This is a genomic window from Methylosinus sp. PW1, assembly GCF_000745215.1.
Classification (GTDB): domain Bacteria; phylum Pseudomonadota; class Alphaproteobacteria; order Rhizobiales; family Beijerinckiaceae; genus Methylosinus.
The window spans coordinates 20,292-37,843 of the sequence record NZ_JQNK01000010.1 but is presented as its reverse complement, the minus strand read 5'-3'; the positions used below and the strand labels follow the sequence as shown (position 1 = coordinate 37,843).

Annotated in this window: 16 protein-coding genes; 9 read left to right on the top strand and 7 right to left on the bottom strand. The window is 67.3% G+C overall.

What is annotated here, in order from left to right:
* The 3 genes from K369_RS23565 (at position 1) to ispG (ending at position 3,136) form a co-directional block, all read left to right on the top strand.
* Entirely contained in the window at positions 1-741 is a 741-nt protein-coding gene (locus K369_RS23565; RefSeq protein WP_036296641.1) for an N-acetylmuramoyl-L-alanine amidase, read from the top strand.
* Positions 738-1,607 (top strand): SDR family oxidoreductase, encoded by an 870-nt coding sequence (locus tag K369_RS23560; protein ID WP_036296638.1) that lies wholly within the window; start codon positions 738-740, stop codon positions 1,605-1,607. The genes K369_RS23565 and K369_RS23560 overlap by 4 nt, the downstream gene beginning before the upstream one ends.
* Positions 1,608-1,840: 233 nt before the next feature.
* Positions 1,841-3,136: a flavodoxin-dependent (E)-4-hydroxy-3-methylbut-2-enyl-diphosphate synthase gene (gene ispG, locus K369_RS23555; protein ID WP_036296634.1), complete on the top strand. Its 1,296-nt coding sequence runs from the start codon at positions 1,841-1,843 to the stop codon at positions 3,134-3,136.
* Here the strand turns inward: ispG and K369_RS23550 are convergent, their stop codons facing one another.
* Positions 3,137-3,976, bottom strand: a complete 840-nt coding sequence (locus K369_RS23550) for a uracil-DNA glycosylase family protein (RefSeq protein ID WP_036296632.1) — start codon at positions 3,974-3,976, stop codon at positions 3,137-3,139. It abuts the gene before it with no gap.
* Positions 3,977-4,178: 202 nt separating this feature from the next.
* Here K369_RS23550 and K369_RS23545 point away from each other — a divergent pair, with 202 nt between their 5' ends.
* Complete coding sequence (locus tag K369_RS23545; RefSeq protein ID WP_036296629.1) at positions 4,179-4,469, top strand: hypothetical protein; 291 nt, start codon at positions 4,179-4,181, stop codon at positions 4,467-4,469.
* A 112-nt stretch (positions 4,470-4,581) separates the two neighbouring features.
* On the opposite strand, the gene K369_RS23540 is transcribed toward K369_RS23545, so the two are convergent.
* The 3 genes from K369_RS23540 to K369_RS23530 all read right to left on the bottom strand — a co-directional run bounded on the left by K369_RS23540 (position 4,582) and on the right by K369_RS23530 (position 8,493).
* On the bottom strand, positions 4,582-4,809 hold the full coding sequence (locus tag K369_RS23540; protein ID WP_036296626.1) for a YbdD/YjiX family protein: 228 nt from the start codon (positions 4,807-4,809) through the stop codon (positions 4,582-4,584).
* Positions 4,775-6,868 carry a carbon starvation CstA family protein gene (locus tag K369_RS23535; protein WP_036296623.1) on the bottom strand — a complete coding sequence of 698 codons (2,094 nt, stop codon included), beginning with the start codon at positions 6,866-6,868 and terminating at the stop codon, positions 4,775-4,777. Before K369_RS23535 ends, K369_RS23540 begins: the two co-directional genes overlap by 35 nt.
* A 227-nt stretch (positions 6,869-7,095) precedes the next feature.
* A complete protein-coding gene (locus K369_RS23530; RefSeq protein WP_036296620.1) occupies positions 7,096-8,493 on the bottom strand; it encodes a sorbosone dehydrogenase family protein in 1,398 nt (465 codons plus the stop codon).
* Between the two features lie 146 nt (positions 8,494-8,639).
* Between K369_RS23530 and fae the strand changes: the two genes are divergently transcribed.
* Complete coding sequence (gene fae, locus K369_RS23525; protein WP_036296616.1) at positions 8,640-9,179, top strand: formaldehyde-activating enzyme; 540 nt, start codon at positions 8,640-8,642, stop codon at positions 9,177-9,179.
* 135 nt (positions 9,180-9,314) lie between these two features.
* Entirely contained in the window at positions 9,315-9,704 is a 390-nt protein-coding gene (locus K369_RS23520) for an HU family DNA-binding protein (RefSeq protein ID WP_018264162.1), read from the top strand.
* A gap of 114 nt (positions 9,705-9,818) precedes the next feature.
* Here the strand turns inward: K369_RS23520 and K369_RS28050 are convergent, their stop codons facing one another.
* Positions 9,819-12,137: a transporter substrate-binding protein gene (locus K369_RS28050; RefSeq protein ID WP_051949576.1), complete on the bottom strand. Its 2,319-nt coding sequence runs from the start codon at positions 12,135-12,137 to the stop codon at positions 9,819-9,821.
* Between the two features lie 186 nt (positions 12,138-12,323).
* Here K369_RS28050 and K369_RS23510 point away from each other — a divergent pair, with 186 nt between their 5' ends.
* Entirely contained in the window at positions 12,324-13,592 is a 1,269-nt protein-coding gene (locus K369_RS23510; RefSeq protein ID WP_036296613.1) for an alpha/beta hydrolase, read from the top strand.
* A gap of 3 nt (positions 13,593-13,595) precedes the next feature.
* Here K369_RS23510 and K369_RS23505 read toward each other — a convergent pair whose 3' ends face one another.
* Positions 13,596-14,288: an SDR family oxidoreductase gene (locus K369_RS23505; protein ID WP_036296610.1), complete on the bottom strand. Its 693-nt coding sequence runs from the start codon at positions 14,286-14,288 to the stop codon at positions 13,596-13,598.
* Between the two features lie 152 nt (positions 14,289-14,440).
* Here K369_RS23505 and K369_RS23500 point away from each other — a divergent pair, with 152 nt between their 5' ends.
* Both K369_RS23500 and K369_RS23495 read left to right on the top strand, forming a co-directional pair.
* Positions 14,441-15,631, top strand: a complete 1,191-nt coding sequence (locus K369_RS23500; protein ID WP_036296607.1) for a YjgN family protein — start codon at positions 14,441-14,443, stop codon at positions 15,629-15,631.
* Between the two features lies 1 nt (position 15,632).
* Positions 15,633-16,748, top strand: coding sequence for a M48 family metallopeptidase (locus tag K369_RS23495; RefSeq protein WP_036296603.1), 1,116 nt, complete (start codon positions 15,633-15,635; stop codon positions 16,746-16,748).
* Here K369_RS23495 and K369_RS23490 read toward each other — a convergent pair.
* The gene (locus tag K369_RS23490) at positions 16,726-17,511 is read right to left on the bottom strand and encodes a DUF72 domain-containing protein (RefSeq protein WP_036296600.1); all 786 of its coding nucleotides are present in this window, start codon (positions 17,509-17,511) and stop codon (positions 16,726-16,728) included. The genes K369_RS23495 and K369_RS23490 overlap by 23 nt on opposite strands.
* Positions 17,512-17,552 lie beyond the last annotated feature (41 nt).

The following is a 17,552-nucleotide window of genomic DNA, read 5'->3' as shown; positions in this document are numbered from 1 at the left end:
ATGCCCTCACCCGACACGCCGCACGCCGCCGATTTCCGCTCCTCGCCCAATCACGGCGAGCGGCTGACGCCCATATCTTCGCTGATCCTGCATTACACCGGAATGCCGACGGCGGCCTCGGCGCTGGCGCTGCTCACCAGCGTCGAAGCGCAGGTCTCCTCGCATTATTTCGTCGATGAGGACGGGACCATTCTGCAGCTCGTGCCGGAGGCGCGCCGCGCCTGGCACGCCGGCCGCAGCTTCTGGGCCGGCGAGACCGATCTGAACTCCGCCTCCATCGGCATTGAGATCGTCCATCCCGGCCATGACGATCCGCGCCCCTTCCCGGACCGCCAGATCGAGGCGACAGCGGCGCTCTGCCGCGATATTTGCGCGCGGCAGGGCATAGCCCCCCGGCGCGTGCTCGGCCATTCGGACATCGCCATTGGCCGCAAGATCGACCCGGGCGAATTCTTTCCCTGGAAGACGCTGGCCGAGCTCGGCGTCGGCCATTATGTGGAGCCCGCCGCCATCGTCGGCGGCGCGGTTCTGGAGACCGGCGCGCGCGGCGACGAGGTGAGGCGTTTGCAGCAGGCGCTCGCCGACTACGGCTATAGAATCGACGTCACCGGCGATTACGACCAAGCCTGCGCCGGCGTGGTCGCCGCCTTTCAGCGGCATTTCCGCCCCGCCCTCGTCGACGGGCGCGTGGACGCCTCCACCATCGCCACATTGCGCGCGCTGAAGGGGGCGGGCGCATGAGCGAGAAAAAATTCGTCGTCGTCACCGGCGTCTCCACCGGCATAGGCTATGCGCTGGCAGAGGCGCTGACGGCGCGGGGCTTTCATGTCTTCGGCAGCGTCCGCACGCCGGCCGACAGCGCGCGGCTGCGAGCGCGCTTCGGCGCGGAGAGCTTCACGCCGCTCCTCTTCGATGTGACCGACGCCGCCGCCGTGGCCGAGGCGGCGCGGGAGACCGAGCGGCGGCTCGTCGGCGCGCGCCTCGCCGGGCTCGTCAACAATGCCGGGGCGGCGTTTCCGGCGCCGCTGCTCTATCAGCCGATAGAGGAGGTCCACCTTCAGCTCGAGGTCAATGTCATCGGCCAGATCGCCGTCACCCAGGCTTTCGCGCCTCTGCTCGGCGCGAGCCCGGAGAAGCGCGACGGGCCGCCCGGCCGCATCGTGAATATGAGCTCGGTGGCGGGCAGCTTCGCCTCGCCCTTTCTCGGCGCCTATGCCGCCTCCAAGCATGCGCTCGAGGGCTTGTCCGACGCGCTGCGGCGCGAGCTGATGATTTTCGGCGTCGATGTCGTCGTCATAGAGCCGGGCGTGATCGCCACGCCGATATGGGACAAGGCCGAGAGCGCCGATTTCGGCCGCTATGATTCCACCGTCTACGGCCCCTCGGCCCGCAGGCTGCAGAAATGGGCGGTCGAGAAGGGCCGGCTCGGCCCGCCGCCGGAGCGCGTCGCCGCCGCCGTGCTGCGCGCGCTGACCGAGAAGCGGCCCCCGGCGCGCATTCGCGTCGTGCCGAGCTATCTATTGGATTGGCTGCTGCCGCGCCTGCTGCCGGCGCGGCTGCTGGACCGCATCGTGGCGAAGCGCATGGGGCTGCTGCCGCCGGCTTGACGCGGGACACGTTCCGGCCCACCAAGGCTCGACAGATTCCAGGTGACGGGTTCGCCGAATTTCCCCCTCGCCCCGCGAGCGGGGAGAGGGCCGGGGTGAGGGGCTCGGGGCGCGCGCCTCGGCGGAAAACGCCCAGGCCCCTCATCCTCGCCCTTTCCCCGCTCGCGGGGGGAAGGAAGGCGGCAGACCTCATGCGAGACGATCCAAATCCCATCGAGGGGACACGACCGACGATGACCGACGAAATCGAGACCCGCCTTCCCGACCCCATCTCCGCCGAGCCGGCGCCGCGCCATAGGACGGCGGCGGTGACGATCGGCCGGGGGCCGCGCGCGGTGACGATCGGCGGCGGCGCGCCCATCGTCGTCCAGTCCATGACCAATACCGACACGGCCGATGTCGACTCCACGGTCGCGCAGATCGAATCGCTGGTCCGCGCCGGCTCGGAGCTGGTGCGCATCACTGTCGATCGCGACGAGGCCGCCGCCGCCGTGCCGCATATTCGCGACCGTCTCGCGCAGAAGAATATCGACGTCCCGCTGATCGGCGATTTTCATTACATCGGCCACAAGCTGCTCGCCGATCATCCGGCCTGCGGCGAGGCGCTCGACAAATATCGCATCAATCCCGGCAATGTCGGCTTCAAGGAGAAGAAGGACCGGCAATTCGGCGCCATCGTCGAGCTGGCCATAAAGCATGGCAAGGCGGTGCGCATCGGCGCCAATTGGGGCTCGCTCGACCAGGAGATGCTGACGCATCTCATGGACATCAACGCCAATTCCGCAGCGCCGCTCGACACGCGCGCGGTGACGCGCGAGGCGCTGGCCCGCTCTGCGCTGATCTCCGCCGAGCGCGCCGAGGAGATCGGCCTCTCGCGGGATCGGATCGTCATCTCGGCCAAGGTCTCCGCGGTGCAGGACCTCATCGCCGTCTATCGCATGCTGGCGCTGCGCAGCGATTACGCGCTGCATCTCGGCCTCACCGAGGCCGGCATGGGCTCCAAGGGCGTCGTCGCCTCGGCGGCGGCGCTGGGCGTGCTGCTGCAGGACGGCATTGGCGACACGATCCGCGTGTCGCTGACGCCGGAGCCCGGCGGCGACCGCGCCAATGAGGTGCGCGTCGCGCAAGAGATTTTGCAGACGATGGGCTTCCGCACCTTCGTGCCGCTGGTCGCCGCCTGCCCCGGCTGCGGCCGCACCACCTCCACCGTCTTCCAGGAGCTGGCGCGCGACATTCAATCGCATATTCGCGAGCGCATGGCCGTCTGGCGGCAGGACTATCCGGGCGTCGAGACGCTGAATGTCGCGGTGATGGGCTGCATCGTCAACGGGCCGGGCGAATCCAAGCACGCCGATATCGGCATTTCGCTGCCCGGCACGGGCGAGGCGCCGACGGCGCCGGTCTTCATCGACGGCAAGAAGGCGATGACCTTGCGCGGCGAGGGCATAGCGGAAGAATTCACCCGCATCGTCGAAGATTATGTCGCCCGTCGCTTCGGCGGCGGCGCCGAGGGCGAAGCGGCGGAGTGATCAGCCGAGCGCCGCCGCCACTGCGCGCAGATCGCGCCAGGCGCGGCGCTTCATCGCCGGCGTCCTGAGCAGGCTGGCGAGCGAGGGCGCGAGCAGCGCGCGCACGGTCCCGCCGCCGTGATCATAGTCGAACCAGGCGTTGCGATAGCGCGCGACATCCGGCGAGCCGAGCGCGGCGCGGGCGGCGAAATCGCCGAGGATCAGCAGAGCGCGCGGCGCGGTCAGCTCCACATGGCGGCGCAAGAAGGGATTGAGCGCCGCCACTTCCGCCGGGTTGAGCTCGCGCGCGCCAGGCGGACGCCAGGGCGTCGCATAGGCGAGATAGGCGCCGGAGCGGTCGCGCCGAAGCGCGCGCAGCATATTGTCGAGCAGCCGCGCCTCCGGCCCGACGAAAGCCTCGCCGCCGCGCTCCTCCTCCTCGCCGGGCGAGAAATCCAGAACCATGAGAGCCGCGCCGGGCGCGCCGGCCGAGAAGAGAAAATGCCCGGCCGTCGCCTTCAGCGCGCAGCCGTCGAAAGCCGCGAGACGCTCCTGCAATTCCTCGATCGTCTGCGCCACGCCGGCGGCCTCACGCGCGCCGCGGGCGGCCTCCTCGGTGAAGACGGGCGCGGCGGAGCGCTGGGCGCGGGTCTCCCGCGCCGGCGGCTCGGCCCGACGCGCGGGTGAGGGCGAAGACGCAGCGACAGGCGCGGGCGCGGCGACGCGCGCCGGCGGCGCTGCGCTCTCGGCGAAACGGTCATGCGGCGTCTCGTCGATCGCTATGTCGACGCCGATCGACACATACCAGTCGACGAGCGCGGCGAGCCCCGTCTCCAAGGAAAGATCGGCGTCAGCAGACATGGCCGCGAGCTTAGAGCAGAAGCGCGAAAAGGTGAAGGCGCGCGCCGGGGGCGAGGCCCCGCATCTCGCCCCTCCCCGCGCGCCAATGCGTAGATTATCGAGCTTCGCGCGGCGACGGCTCCGCAATAGGCTGGAACAAAATCGAGAATGTGCCGAGGGTGGAAACAGAGTTCAATAATCACAGCTCACATAGAGAATTCACATGATCGACCTGATCGAAACCATGGCGAAATCGCTGTTCGTGAAATTCGGGTCCAATCCGAAACTTTGGGATGGAGCTACGCTCGCCGAGCGCGAGAAATTCCGCCATGCGGCGGAAGATATACTGCATGAGTTCGCCTCGCTCGCGCCCGTCGAGACGGCGGAGCTGGTCGAAAAAATCCGCGAGACGCGGATCACGCGTCTCGGATTTCTCTATATGGCCTATGCGCTGAATACTTCGGAAGCCGCCGCGCTGCTCACTTTTCGGGCGTTCGGCCGGGCCGAGTGCTGAGCCTCCCCCGAGCGTTTCCAGCCGAAGTGCGAAACGCGAAAAGAGTTCTGAATTCCCATGTTCTGTCGTGTTCTCTTCACGCGAACCGGTTCCTACTTCGCTAGAAAACACTTTAGCAGCAGCGCATCGCGCGCCGGCCCCCTTCGCCGAAACGGCTCGCCTGACGCTCGAGGAAGAACTCCTCGCGCGTCATCGCCGGCTCGTCCGGATGATTGGCGCGCCGATGCGCGAGATAGGCGTCATAATCCCCCTGCCCGATCATCAGCCGCGCGCCGTCGCGCAGTTTTTGCCCGAGCTTGGCGAGATCAAGCGCGGGCAATTTGCAGATCGTGCAGCTCATCGCTCGTCTCCCTGGTGGTGACGCTGGTCGTCCGCCGCGCCTCGCCGATCGCCCGCAGGCCGAAGAACAGCATGGACAAGACCAGCGCGATGAAGACGGCGCAGAGCGTCGTGTTCACATAATCGTTGAAGACGATGCGGCTCATCTCGGCGGCGGTCTTGGCCGGCGCGAGCAGCCTGCCCTCCGCCGTCGCGGCCGAATAGCGCGCCGCATGGGCGAGGAAGCCGATCTTGGGATCGGGATGGAAGATTTTCTCGCCGCCCGCCGTCAGCGTGCAGATATAGAGCCATGCCGCCGGCGCCGCTGCGATGAAGGCGTAGCGCTCCCGCTTCATGCGAAACAGCACCACAGTGCAGAGGGTGAGCGCTATGGCCGCCAGCATTTGATTGGCGATGCCGAACATGGGCCAGAGCGTGTTGATGCCGCCGAGAGGATCGACGACGCCCTGATAGAGGAACCAGCCCCAGCCGGCGACGGCGAGCCCCGTGGCGCCGAAATTGGGAATCCAGGCGCGCGTATGCTTGAAGCGCGGCCAGAAGGTTCCGACGAGATCCTGAATCATGAAGCGCGCGACGCGCGTGCCGGCGTCCACAGTGGTGAGGATGAACAGCGCCTCGAAGAGAATGGCGAAATGATACCAGAAGGCGGTCATGGAGGCGCCGCCGATCGCCCCCGACAATATTTTCGCCATGCCGACGGCGAGCGTCGGCGCGCCGCCGGCGCGCGAGAGCACCGTCTTCTCGCCGACCTCGGCCGCCGCCTGGCTCAGCGCCTCCGGCGTGATGACGAAGCCCCAGGACGAGATGGTCTGCGCCGCCGTGTCGACCGTGGAGCCGATGACGGCGGGCGCGCTGTTCATGGCGAAATAGACGCCCGGATCGAGCACTGTGGCGGCGACCAGCGCCATTATGGCCACAAAAGACTCCGTCAGCATCGCGCCATAGCCGATGAAGCGGATCTGCGCCTCGTCGCCGATCATCTTGGGCGTCGTGCCGGAAGAGACCAGCGCGTGAAAGCCGGAAATGGCGCCGCAGGCCAGGGTGATGAAGAGGAAAGGAAAGACGCTGCCCGCGAAGACCGGGCCGGTCCCGTCGATGAAGCGGCTGACCGCCGGCATTTTCAGCTCCGGCATGACATAGAAAATGCCGAGCGCCAGCGAGGCGATGGTGCCGATCTTCAGAAAGGTGGAGAGATAGTCGCGCGGCGCCAGCAGGAACCACACCGGCAGCACAGAGGCGACGAAGCCATAGCCGATCAGCATGAAGGCCAGCGCCTCGCCTTTGAAGGTGAAGAGCGCGGCGAGCGCCGGCGTCTCCGCGACAGTGCGGCCGAAAGCGATGGAGGCGATGAGCAGCACGAAGCCGATGACCGACATTTCGAATATGCGGCCGGGGCGCAGATAGCGGCCATAGACGCCCATCAGCACGGCGATGGGCAGAGTGGCGAAGACAGTGAAGAAGCCCCAGGGGCTGTCCGCCAGCGCCTTGACGACAATGAGCGCCAGCACGGCGAGCAATATCACCATGATCGTCAATATGCCCACCATGGCGACGAGCCCGGCTGCCGGGCCGAGCTCCGTCTTGATGAGATCGCCGAGCGAGCGCCCGTCGCGCCGCGTCGAGATGAACAGCACGACGAAATCCTGCACCGCGCCGGCGAAGACGACGCCGGTGAGCAGCCAGAGCGTGCCGGGCAGATAGCCCATTTGCGCCGCCAGCACCGGGCCGACCAGCGGCCCCGCCCCGGCTATGGCCGCGAAATGATGGCCGAACAGCACATATTTGTCGGTCGGCACATAATCGAGCCCGTCATTGTGGCGATGCGCCGGCGTCTTGCGCTGCGGATCGAGGCCCAGGGCCTTTTCGGCGATGAACCGCGAATAGAAGCGATAGGCGGTGAGATAGACGCAGACCGCCGCCGCCACCAGCCACATGGCGTTGACGGTGTCCCCGCGCGCAATCGCCAGGGTGAAGAGCGAGAAGACGCCGAGCGCGACGATGGCGCTCCAAAGGGCGATCGAGCCGAGCTTGCGGCCGGGCGTGACGAGTGGGTGGGACATAGCGCGAGCCTCGGCGTTTCCGGAAGCGCCGGGAGGACGTCATCGTCTCCCGGCATTTTTCCCAAGAAATAGGCCAAAGGCGCCCGCCCCGTCCAGCCGGACGACCGCCGCCGCATCCCTCGCCCATTAGAGCGCTATCCAATCCGATTGGATCGGATAGCGCTCTCGAGTCTCGCATGGGAGCGAATTCTGATCGATCGAACGATTCCGGTCGATCGGAAAGCGCTCTATTTGCCCGGATTGAGCCCGGACGTCTGCGCCGGCGCAGCGCCGCTGTAGGACACGCGCCAGATCGTCCCATTGCCGTCCTCGCTCACCAGCAGCGAGCCGTCGCGCGCCACGGCGACATCGACGGGACGACCCCAGACGCGCGTTTCGTCCACGACGAAGCCGGTGAGAAAATCCTGATATTCGCCGGTCGGGACGCCGTCCTTGAAGGAGAGCCGCACGATCTTGTAGCCGGTGCGCTTGGCGCGGTTCCAGGAGCCGTGCAGAGCGACGAAAGCGTCGCCCTTATACTCCGCCGGGAACTGGCCGCCCTCGTAGAAGGCGATGCCCAGCGGCGCCGAATGCGGCTGGAGCAGCACATCGGGAACGGTGATCTTGCTCGAGAGATCGGGACGCTCGCCGGCGTGACGGGGGTCCTCATGCGCGCCGATGTAATGCCAGGGCCAGCCGTAGAAGGCGCCCTCCTTCACGCGCGTGGCGTAATCGGGCGGCAGATCGTCGCCGAGCATGTCGCGCTCGTTCACCACGCACCAGAGCGCGTCGGTCCCCGGCTGCAATTGCAGGCCGGAGCAATTGCGCAGCCCATTGGCGACATTGCGCCGGCTCTTTCCTTCCGGGTCTATGGCGAGCACGGTCGCGCGCTCGAATTCGGCGCCGGCGCTCGCGCCCTGCCCATGCGCCGCCTCGAGCTGCGCGACCTCCTGCGCGGAAGGCCGCGGATGGCCTTCGGCGACATTGGTCTTGGAGCCGACGGAAACATAGAGCGTCTTGCCGTCGCGCGAGAAGACGAGATCGCGCGTCCAATGGCCGCCATCGGCTCCCGGCAGGGTAGCGATCGTCTCGGCGGGGCCGGAGGCGGAAAGATCGCCGTTCTTATAAGGGAAGCGCAGCACTTTCGTCGGCGTGCCGACATAGACGAAGCGCGGCTCCGGCCCCGGCGGATAGAAGGCTATCCCATAGGGCCGCTCGAGTTCTGCGGCGAAGACATGGGACGTGGCCGGCGCGATCTTCCCGTCCTCGAGACGGAAAACACGGAGACGGCCGCCGACGCTCTCGGTGACGAAAATATCGCCATTGGGCGCATGGCGAATGACGCGCGGGCCTTGGAGGCCGGAGGCGAATATCTCCGCCGAGAAGCCCGCGAGCGTCTTGGGCGCGGCGCCGTCCGGCCGCGCCACCACCTGCGAGCGCGCGGCGGTCGGCTCGCTGGCCAGCGGCGCCGGCAAATCCTGCGCGGTGATCTTGCGCCAGGTTCCAGGCCCGTCCTGCCGCCAATCGCTGAAGGCGGCGGGACCGACGAGGCGGCGCGCCGCCTCCGATTGCGCAAAGACGTGACCGGCGAAGGCGAGGCCGGCGAAAGCGCCGGCGAGGAGAAGTGTCGGGGCGAAAATCTTCATTGCGGCCTCTCTCGAAACAGAGCCGCAGTCTAGCGCGCGATAATCACATTTAGAAGATAGAATTAAAGGCGTCGACGCGCGCCCCTTCCGGCGGCGGACGCCCGGTGCTATTCGACCGCCTCCGACGAAAGAGAAGGAAAAACCATATGAGCGAGATCTGGCTGGCCACGGGCGAAGCGACGGTTCTGGCGGCGGACGGGCAATATACCGACGCCATGCCGGAAGTGCTGATCGGCAGCGTCAAAGGCCCGGTGGGGACGGCTTTCGCCTCCATGACGGGACAGGTCGCGGGCCATCCGCGCATGTTCGTCATTCGCGACCTCAATCAGCAGGTGCGGCCCGCCACCATGATGACGACCAAGATGACGGTGCGCTCCAATGATTACGTCGAGCTGCTCGGCGGCGTCGTGCAGGCGGCGACCGGCGACGCCATCGTCGATGCGGTTTGCGAAGGAATCATTCCGAAAGATCAGGTGAATGATCTCGTCATGATCATCATGGTCTGGCTCGATCCGCGTTGCGCGACCGATCCGAACCTCGACCGGCGCGACCTCTATCGCACCAATTACGAGGCGACGAAGCTGGCGATTTCCCGCGCTCTGAAGGGCGAGCCGACGATCGACGAGCTCATCGCCAATCGCAAGACGGTCACGCATTATGCGCTGGAAGGCGTGTTCGACGAGTGATTTTGCGCAGCCGGCATTGCAAAAATCGAGCGCTGCGCAGATTGCGAATCAGTTCTCGAAGCGCTAGCAAACGAATCCTCACATGGCGCGTTCGATATGACGCGTCTTTTCATGGGAATTCGAGGGAGATTTGCGATGGCCAAGGCGAAAAGCGAGAAGCCTGCGGCGGTCAAGAAGGCCAAGAAACCCGAAGCCGCCGCGATTCGTCCGGTGAAGGAGAGCTTGACCAAGTCGGCCCTGATCAATCTGCTCGCCGAGCAGAACGAGCTTCCGCGCAAGACCGCCGCTGCGGTCTACGCCACGCTCGAGGAGGTGTTCCTCGGCTCCGTGCATCCGCGCGGCGTCGGCGAGTTCACCCTTCCCGGCCTGCTGAAAGTATCGCTGCGCAAGGTTCCGGCGCGTAAGGCCGGCACTCTGGTGCGCAATCCCGCCACGGGCGAGATGGTCAAGGCCGCCGCCAAGCCGGCGAGCGTGCGCGTGAAAATCCGCGCGCTCTCCAAGCTGAAGACCGCCGCCACGCCCTGATTTCATCAGGGCCTGTTTCGAGCGAGCCCGAAGGCTCGCGGTCCGGGGGCTATGGCCTTCGCACTGCGAGCCTTCGGGCTCGTTTCGTTTTCGGCGGCGCGCGATGTCGCGCCGTCACGCGGCGCGCGCCTTTCCGGTCCGGTTCTTGGTGAGCCACGGGCTCCAAGGCTGCGGCGCGATCAGCCCGTCCCCGACGAAGACGGGAGCTATGCCTCTGCCGGCGACGCGGCCGATGAAAGCCGGCTTGTGCAAATGCTGCGTCTCGGCGTCCAGCCTCAAAGAGAAGCCGCTCGGCGCGCGGAGCGCATGCAGCGGCAGCGCGCGGCGCACCGCCGCGACATCGACGGAGCCCGCAGCGGCGACCGCCGCGCGCCACAGCTCGAAGCCGAGATAGCTCGCCTCCATCGCGTCATTGGTCGTGGCGTCGGGCGCGTTCTTATAGCGCCGCCATTGCTCGACGAAGCTGCGATTCTCCGGGCAGTCGATCGACTGGAGGTAATTCCAGGCGACATAGAGCCCGTCGATATCGCAATGAGCGAGCGCCGGCAGCTCCGCCTCGCCGATCGACAGCGACAAGGTGGGCGCAAAGGCGACGTCGCCGAGCGCGCCGAAAAAGCGAAGATTGGCGTCGCCGCTCACCGTCGAGACGATCGCCGCGCCGGAACGGGCGGCGAAGCGCCGCGCGTCTCTGGCGACGGCGCGCCAATCCTCGAGGCCGGGCGGCGCATAGATTTCGGCGATATCGGCGGCGTCCACGCCATGCGCGGCGAGATAGGCGCGCAGAATCGCGTTGGTGACGCGCGGATAGACGTCGTCATTGCCGATGAGCAGAAAGCGCCGCGCGCCGAGGCCTTTCAGAAAATCCACGGCGGGGATCGCCGTCTGGCTCGGCGTGCCGCCGGCGTAGACGATATTGGGCGAGCGCTCCTCGCCCTCATATTGGCTCGGATAGAAGAGCAGGCCCTTGGCCTTTTCGACCACCGGAAGCACGGCTTTGCGCGAGGCGGACGTCCAGCAGCCGAAAATCGCCGCGACGCCGCGCTCCTCCAGGAGAAGGCGCGCCTGCTCGGCGTAGAGGGCGGGATCGGAGCGCGGATCGAGGATCACCGCCTCGAGCGGACGCCCGAGGAGGCCGCCCTGCGCATTACAGCGCTCGACCAGCATCGTCAGCAGCTCCTGCAGCGGCCGCTCGCTGCTCGTCATCGTGCCGGAGAGCGAATGCAATATTCCGATGCGGATCGCGCCATTGTCGAGATCGGCGAAATAGCGATCGACGGCGCAAACGAGGCTCTTCGAGCCGCCGAGCATCGTCTGCGCGGCGGCGAGCGCCGAGCGGCCGGCGGAATGCGCCTGCGCCACGGCGCCGCCGACATCCGGCAGCGCCTCGCCGACGCCGCGGGCGACGAGGGATGCGCGCGCCCCTATGTCTTCGAGCTCGGCCGCCTCCCGGCTCAGAGTGTCGGCGAGGTCGCGATTGACGCCGGCGACCGCCTCGACGCTCGTCGATACGTCGGCGATGGCGCCGACCGTGTCCTCCACCGCGAAACGTATGGAGTCGATCTGCGTCTCGATTTCGGCGGCGGCGCGCGCGGTCTGATTGGCGAGCGTCTTCACCTCGCTCGCCACCACGGCGAAGCCGCGCCCGCTCTCACCGGCGCGCGCCGCCTCTATGGTCGCATTGAGCGCGAGCAGCGAGGTCTGGCCGGCGATCGACTGAATGAGCTTGCTCACCGCGCCGATGCGGCCGGCGGCGGCGGCGAGGCCGCGCACAATGTCTTCCGCGCGCGCGAGATCGGCCGCGCTGCGGTCGGCCGCCGAGCGCGCCGCCTTCACCTGGCGCGAAGACCGCCCGACGAGGCCGATGATGGCGTCCCGCGCCGCCAGCGCCAGTCCATCGACATTCTCCGCAGCCGTGGCGGCGGCCGCCGCCGCATCGGAGAGACCGCGGAGCATGTCGCCATTGCAGGCGGCGCAGTCGCCCGCGGCCGATCGCGCGCCGGCGTCGGCGACGGCAAGCGCATCTTCCGTCTCCTCCACGATCTGGCGCAGCCGCCGCTGGAAGAAAGCGCGGCCGGCCTCGCGAATCGATTGCTCCGCCCCGCGGCTGCGCTCGGCGACGGCGAAAGCGTCGGCGGCGATCAAAGCGCGACGCAACTCCTCCGCGACGCCGCGGAGCCGCGCCGCCGAACGTCCGCTCGCGGGCGGAAAAGGAGCGTAACGATCGCCCGCGGCGATCTTCTCCAAGGCGGCGATCTGCGCCGAGAGGCGGCGCTCGATCGCGCTCGCCGCCGCGAAAGCGGCGAGCGCCGCCGCGGCCCAGCAGAGGAGCGGATCGCCGCCGGCCCAGCCGAGGACGAGGGGCGTGAAGCCCGCGGCGAGAGTCGCCGCGAGGAGATAGGCGCAAGGAAGTTTCCCGGCCGAGCTGTCCGCCATGGATCGCACACTTCGCTATGAGTTTGAAAATTTGCACGTAATCTCGCTACACAACGGTTACTAACCCCTTTCGATGTCGTAACTTTCCCGATTGATCGTCGCACCCGCCCCTCGAATGGGGAGCGGAAGCGCGTGACTCGCCTCCGCCGGCGGTTTATTCCCGGTGCGGATCGGGAGCTTTGCCGAATGAGCCGCTTTTCGAAACGCCTTCGTCTTTCGTCGCTCGCCCTTTGCCTCGCCCTCGCGACGGGCGGCTGCGGCGGACGGCCCCATGGCGTGCTGACGCCGCAGCCGCAGACGGCGGGGACGAGCCGCGTCGAATTGCTGGTCGCCACCACACGCAGCGATCGCGGCGCCGCGCCCGGCGATCTCTTCACCGGCGAGCGTGGCAAAGGCCTCGCCTTCGCCGATATCGCCATCTCCATTCCGCCGGACGGCGCGCGCCAGATCGGCGAGGTGCAATGGCCGGACTCTCTGCCGGGCGATCCCACGCGCGAGTTCGTCACGCTGCGCGCCGATCTGCTCGGCCAGCAGGAGGCGGCGCGCCGCTTCGATGCGCGCATCGTCAAGACGCCCAAGCGTCAGGCGCTGGTCTTCGTCCATGGCTTCAACACGCTCTTCGCCGAGGCGGTCTATCGCCTCGCGCAGATCGTCCATGATTCCGGCACGAGCGCGCTGCCGGTGCTGTTCACCTGGCCCTCGCGCGGCAAGCTGCTCGACTATGGCTATGACCATGAGAGCGCGAGCTACTCCCGCGACGCGCTGGAGCATGTGCTGCATATGCTCGCCAAGGACCCGTCCGTCGGCGAAATCTCGATATTGGCGCATTCCATGGGCAATTGGGTGACGCTGGAGGCGCTGCGCCAAATGGCGATTCGCGACCACGGCCTCCCATCCAAGATCAAAAATGTGATGCTCGCCGCGCCCGACGTCGATTACGACGTGTTCTCGCGGCAGATCGCCGAGATCGACGAGCGCCGCGCCATATTCACCCTCTTCGTCTCGCGCGAGGACGAGGCGCTGGCCGCCTCCCGCCGCGTGTGGGGCGACAAGGTGCGGCTCGGCGGCATCGATCCAGAGCGCGAGCCGTTCAAGGACGCGCTGGCGGAGCGGCGCTTCACCGTCGTCGATCTCTCGACGGTGAAATCGGCCGATCCGCTCGGCCATGGCACATTCGCGCAATCGCCGGAGATCGTGCGCTCCATCGGCGCGCGGCTGGCGGAGGGCCAGACGCTCGCCGACAATCAGAGCGGCGTAGGCGAGCGCCTGGGCCAGGTGGCGACCGGCGCGGCCTCGACCGTGGGAGCCGCGGCGAGCGTCGCCGTCTCGACGCCTTTCGCCATCGTCGACCCGCGCACGCGCGAAAATCTCGGCGATCAGCTGCAGCGTCTCGGCGAGCAGATGAGCGACACCGCCTCCGCCGGCGCCGATGTCGTCTCACGCCCGCTGCATTGACGGCTACCAGGGAACGTCGCGGCCGCGATAATCGAGGAAGCGGCCGGTGTCCGCCAGGGTCAGCGCGTCCAGCGTCCGCAGGATGCCGCCCGCGCTCTCCTCTATGGAGAGATCGGCATTCTTCCCGCCCATATCGGTGCGCACCCAGCCGGGACTGAGCGCGACGACAGTGACCTTCTCGCGCTTCAGATCATGGGCGAGGCCCTGGGCGATCTTGTTGAGGGCCGCTTTGGCGGCGCGATAGGCGATATTGGTGGAGCCCTCCATCGCCATGGAGCCGAGCCCGCTCGACATAAGCGCGATGCGCGGATTGTCGGCGCGCAGCATCAGCGGCAGAAAGGCCTGGACCAGCCGCAGCGGCCCCAGCGTGTTGACGTCGAAGAGATCGAGCGCGCCGGGAAAATCCATGTCCAATGTCGATTGCGTCTGCGGCCCATAGGCGCCGGCGTTGCAGACGAGCACGTCGAGCGGCTCCGTCAGCTCGCGCGCGGCGGCGCGAATCCCGGCCTCGTCGCGCTGGTCGAAGACATGAATCGAGAAGCGCGCGCGATGACGCGCCACATCTTTCTGCAGGCGCTCGCGCGCCTCCTCGCTGCGCACGGACGCGTCGACATCGTCGCCGCGGTCCGCGAGCAGCGTCGCCAGACCATGGCCGATGCCCCTATTGGCGCCCGAAATAAACCAATGCTCCGCCATCGGCCGCTCCTCTTCTCATCGCGACATGCGAATATTCCGCCGCCATGCGAATATAACGCGCATCGGTCCAGATCGAAGCTTGCCGCGCCCTCATCCAGCTTATACTGTAGGGCCGTTACATAACGAAAACATTGCGAAAGGCGGATCGCATCATGAGCGACATTTCCTTCGCGGACGAGCACGTCGCCGCGCGATCTCCTTCTGAAGCGGCGCCGGTCCCGGTCCTCTTCACCGGCGACAATGGCGCGTTTCGCCGTCTGGTCACGCGCGGCGCGCTGCTGGAGCTGGTGACGGCCGGCTTCTATCGCTTCTGGCTCGCCACCAATATGCGCCGCCATCTCTGGTCGAGCACGGTCATCGGCGGCGATGCGCTGGAATATGTCGGCACGGCGCGCGAGCTATTGTTCGGCTTCTTCTTCGCGCTCGCCATTCTCGCGCCCGTCTATATCGCCTATATCGTCGTCGGCATCGAGGCGGAGCGGCAAAAGGCTTTCGCCTCGCTGCCGCTGGGCCTGTTCTTCGCCGCCTTCGGCCAATTCGCCATCTATCGCGCGCGGCGCTATCGGCTCAACCGCAGCGCCTGGCGCGGCCTGCGTTTCGGCATGGGCGGCTCCGGCCTCGCCTATATGTTCCGCGCCATCGGCTGGGGCCTGCTGATCGCGCTCACGCTCGGCCTCGCTCTGCCCTGGGCGGAGGCGGCGCTCGAGCGCTATAAGATGCGCAACACCTATTATGGCGCGCTGGAGGGCGGCTTCGTCGGCCGCGGCGGCGATTTCTTCAAGCGCGCCGGCTGGATTTGGTTCACAGCGCTCATTCTCCTGCTCTCGCCTTATGTCATCGGCGCCGTTTTCAGGGGGCCGATATGGATATTGGCCGGCGTCATCTATGTGATCGGCGCTCCGGCTCTGTTCGCGGCCTTCAAGGCCGAGCAATGGCGCTGGTGGCTGCACGGTCTGCGCCTCGGCGGCGTGCGGCTCGAGACGAGACTGACGATGAGCGCGCTGCTCGGCAATTATTTCGCCTTTTTCGGCGTCCTCATCGGCGTGCTCATCGCCGCTGCAATCGCCTTCGGAATCATCGTAGCGATGAATCGGAGCGCTATGGTCGGGACCACTCCGCCGATCGGCGCTCTCATTCCGATCGGCCTCGCCTATGTCGCGACCTTTTTGTCCATCGGCGTGGCCTCGCGCATTTTCCTCATGCAGCGGGTCTGGAAGCTCGTGGCGAGCTCGCTCGTCGTCCATGGTCTCGCGGAAGCCGAGGACGTCGCGACGCGCGCCAGCGTCACGCCGAGCGCCATCGGCGAGGGTTTCGCCGATAGTCTCGACGTCGTCGGCTTCTGACATGAGCGCGGAGCCGCAGCCGGGAGCCCTCGACGAAGAGGCCGTGATCTTCTTCGACGGCTGGAGCAGCCGCAAGCGGCGCGTCGCGCTGCGCTTCGGCGCGACGCTGGAGATCGTCCAGAATGGCGCGACGCTCGCCTCCTGGCCCTATGACGATATTCGCCGCATCGACTCGCCGATCTTCGCGCTGCGGCGCGAGACGGCGGCGGCGGGCGAGCTGGCGCGGCTGGAATTGTACGATCCGCGCCTCCACAATGAGATCGTCGCGCGCTGCCCCTATCTCGCCGGCAAGACGCGGCCCGGCGCAAATCGCGCGCTCGCCTATTGGTCGCTGGCCGCGACGACGAGCGTCGTCGCGCTGATCTGGTTCGGCATTCCATTCGCGGCCGATCGCATCGCGCCGCTCGTGCCCTATTCCTTCGAGCGGCGGATCGGCGAGGCGGCGGAGGCGCAATTGCGCAGCGTCTTCTCGGCCGAGCCTTGCGGCGGCGAGAAAGGCGCGAGAGCGCTGAAGCAATTGTCGGAGCGGCTGCAATCGGCCGCCGCTCTGGAGGAGCCGGCGCGCATAGAAGCGCTGCGATCCGCCATTCCCAATGCGCTCGCTCTGCCCGGCGGCAAGATTTATGTGTTCTCGGGACTGCTGACCCGCGCGGAGACGCCGGACGAAGTGGCCGGCGTCGTCGCCCATGAGATCGGCCATCTCAGACATCGCGACGCCATGCGCAAGCTCATCGCCACGGGCGGAACCTCCTATCTCATCGGCCTGCTGTTCGGCGATGTGACCGGCGCGGGCGCGCTGGTCTTCGCCAGCAAGGCGCTGATCGGCGCCGCCCATTCGCGCGAGGCGGAGGCGCAGGCCGACTCCTTCGCCGCCGAGCTGATGGCGCGGCTCGGCCGGCCGGCCAAGCCGCTCGGCGATCTGCTGACGCGCATCTCCGGCGCGGAGAATGGCGCCTTCGGCCTGCTGCACGATCATCCGCTGAGCGCCGATCGGCTCACGGCGCTCGCCGCCGCCGACAAAGGCGAGCGTGGGCCGCCGCTGCTCGACGACGAGAATTGGGCGGCGCTGAAGGCAATCTGCAAGAAGGACGACGTCAAGCCCGAAGCCGCGCGATGAGCGCTTGCGCCGCGGCCGGCGCGCGCCGCTTGGCGCCGTCGATCATGAAGACGAAAACATCGCGCGCGCTCGTCTTCGCCGGCGCGGCGAGATGCGGAAGATCGGCGGGCGTTGCGCCCATCTCCCATTTGCGCGCGCGCCGCGCCCAGAGATCCAGCTCCTCCGCCGCATAGCCGATGACGCGATCGTCGCGCGTATGCTTCAGCCGCGCATAGACGAAATCGGCGGTGGCGTCGGCGATCGCGGGATCATCGGCGGAATCGACGAAGACCGCGGCAATATTTTCCGCGCGCAGCAGGGCGATGAATTTTTCGTCGAGAAACGAAGGGTGGCGAACCTCGAGCGTATGGCGCAGGCGAAGCGCGCCGCGCTTTTTCGGCAGCAGCTTCAAAAAGGAGGCGATCTCCTCGGCGTGAAAGCGCCTATAGGGCGGAAGCTGCCAGAGAATGGGGCCGAGCTTGTCGGACAGCTCCGTCACGCCGCTCGCGAGGAAATGCTCGATCGTCTCGCCCGTCTCCGACAAAGCGCGGGCGTTGACGGCGGCGCGATGCGCCTTGACCGCGAAGATGAAATCATCGGGCGTCGCATCGCGCCATTTCACGAAGCTCGCGCGCGATTGCGTGCGATAGAATGTGGCGTTGATCTCGATCGCCGTCACTTGGCGGCTCGCGAAAGCGAGCTCCTCTCCGGCGGGCAGCTCTCGCGGATAGAAGAGCCCCCGCCAGGGCGCGAAGCTCCATCCCCCTATGCCGACGCGGATCATGTCCCGGCCTCCGGTCGCGCGCGGGCGCGCGGAGGCGCCCG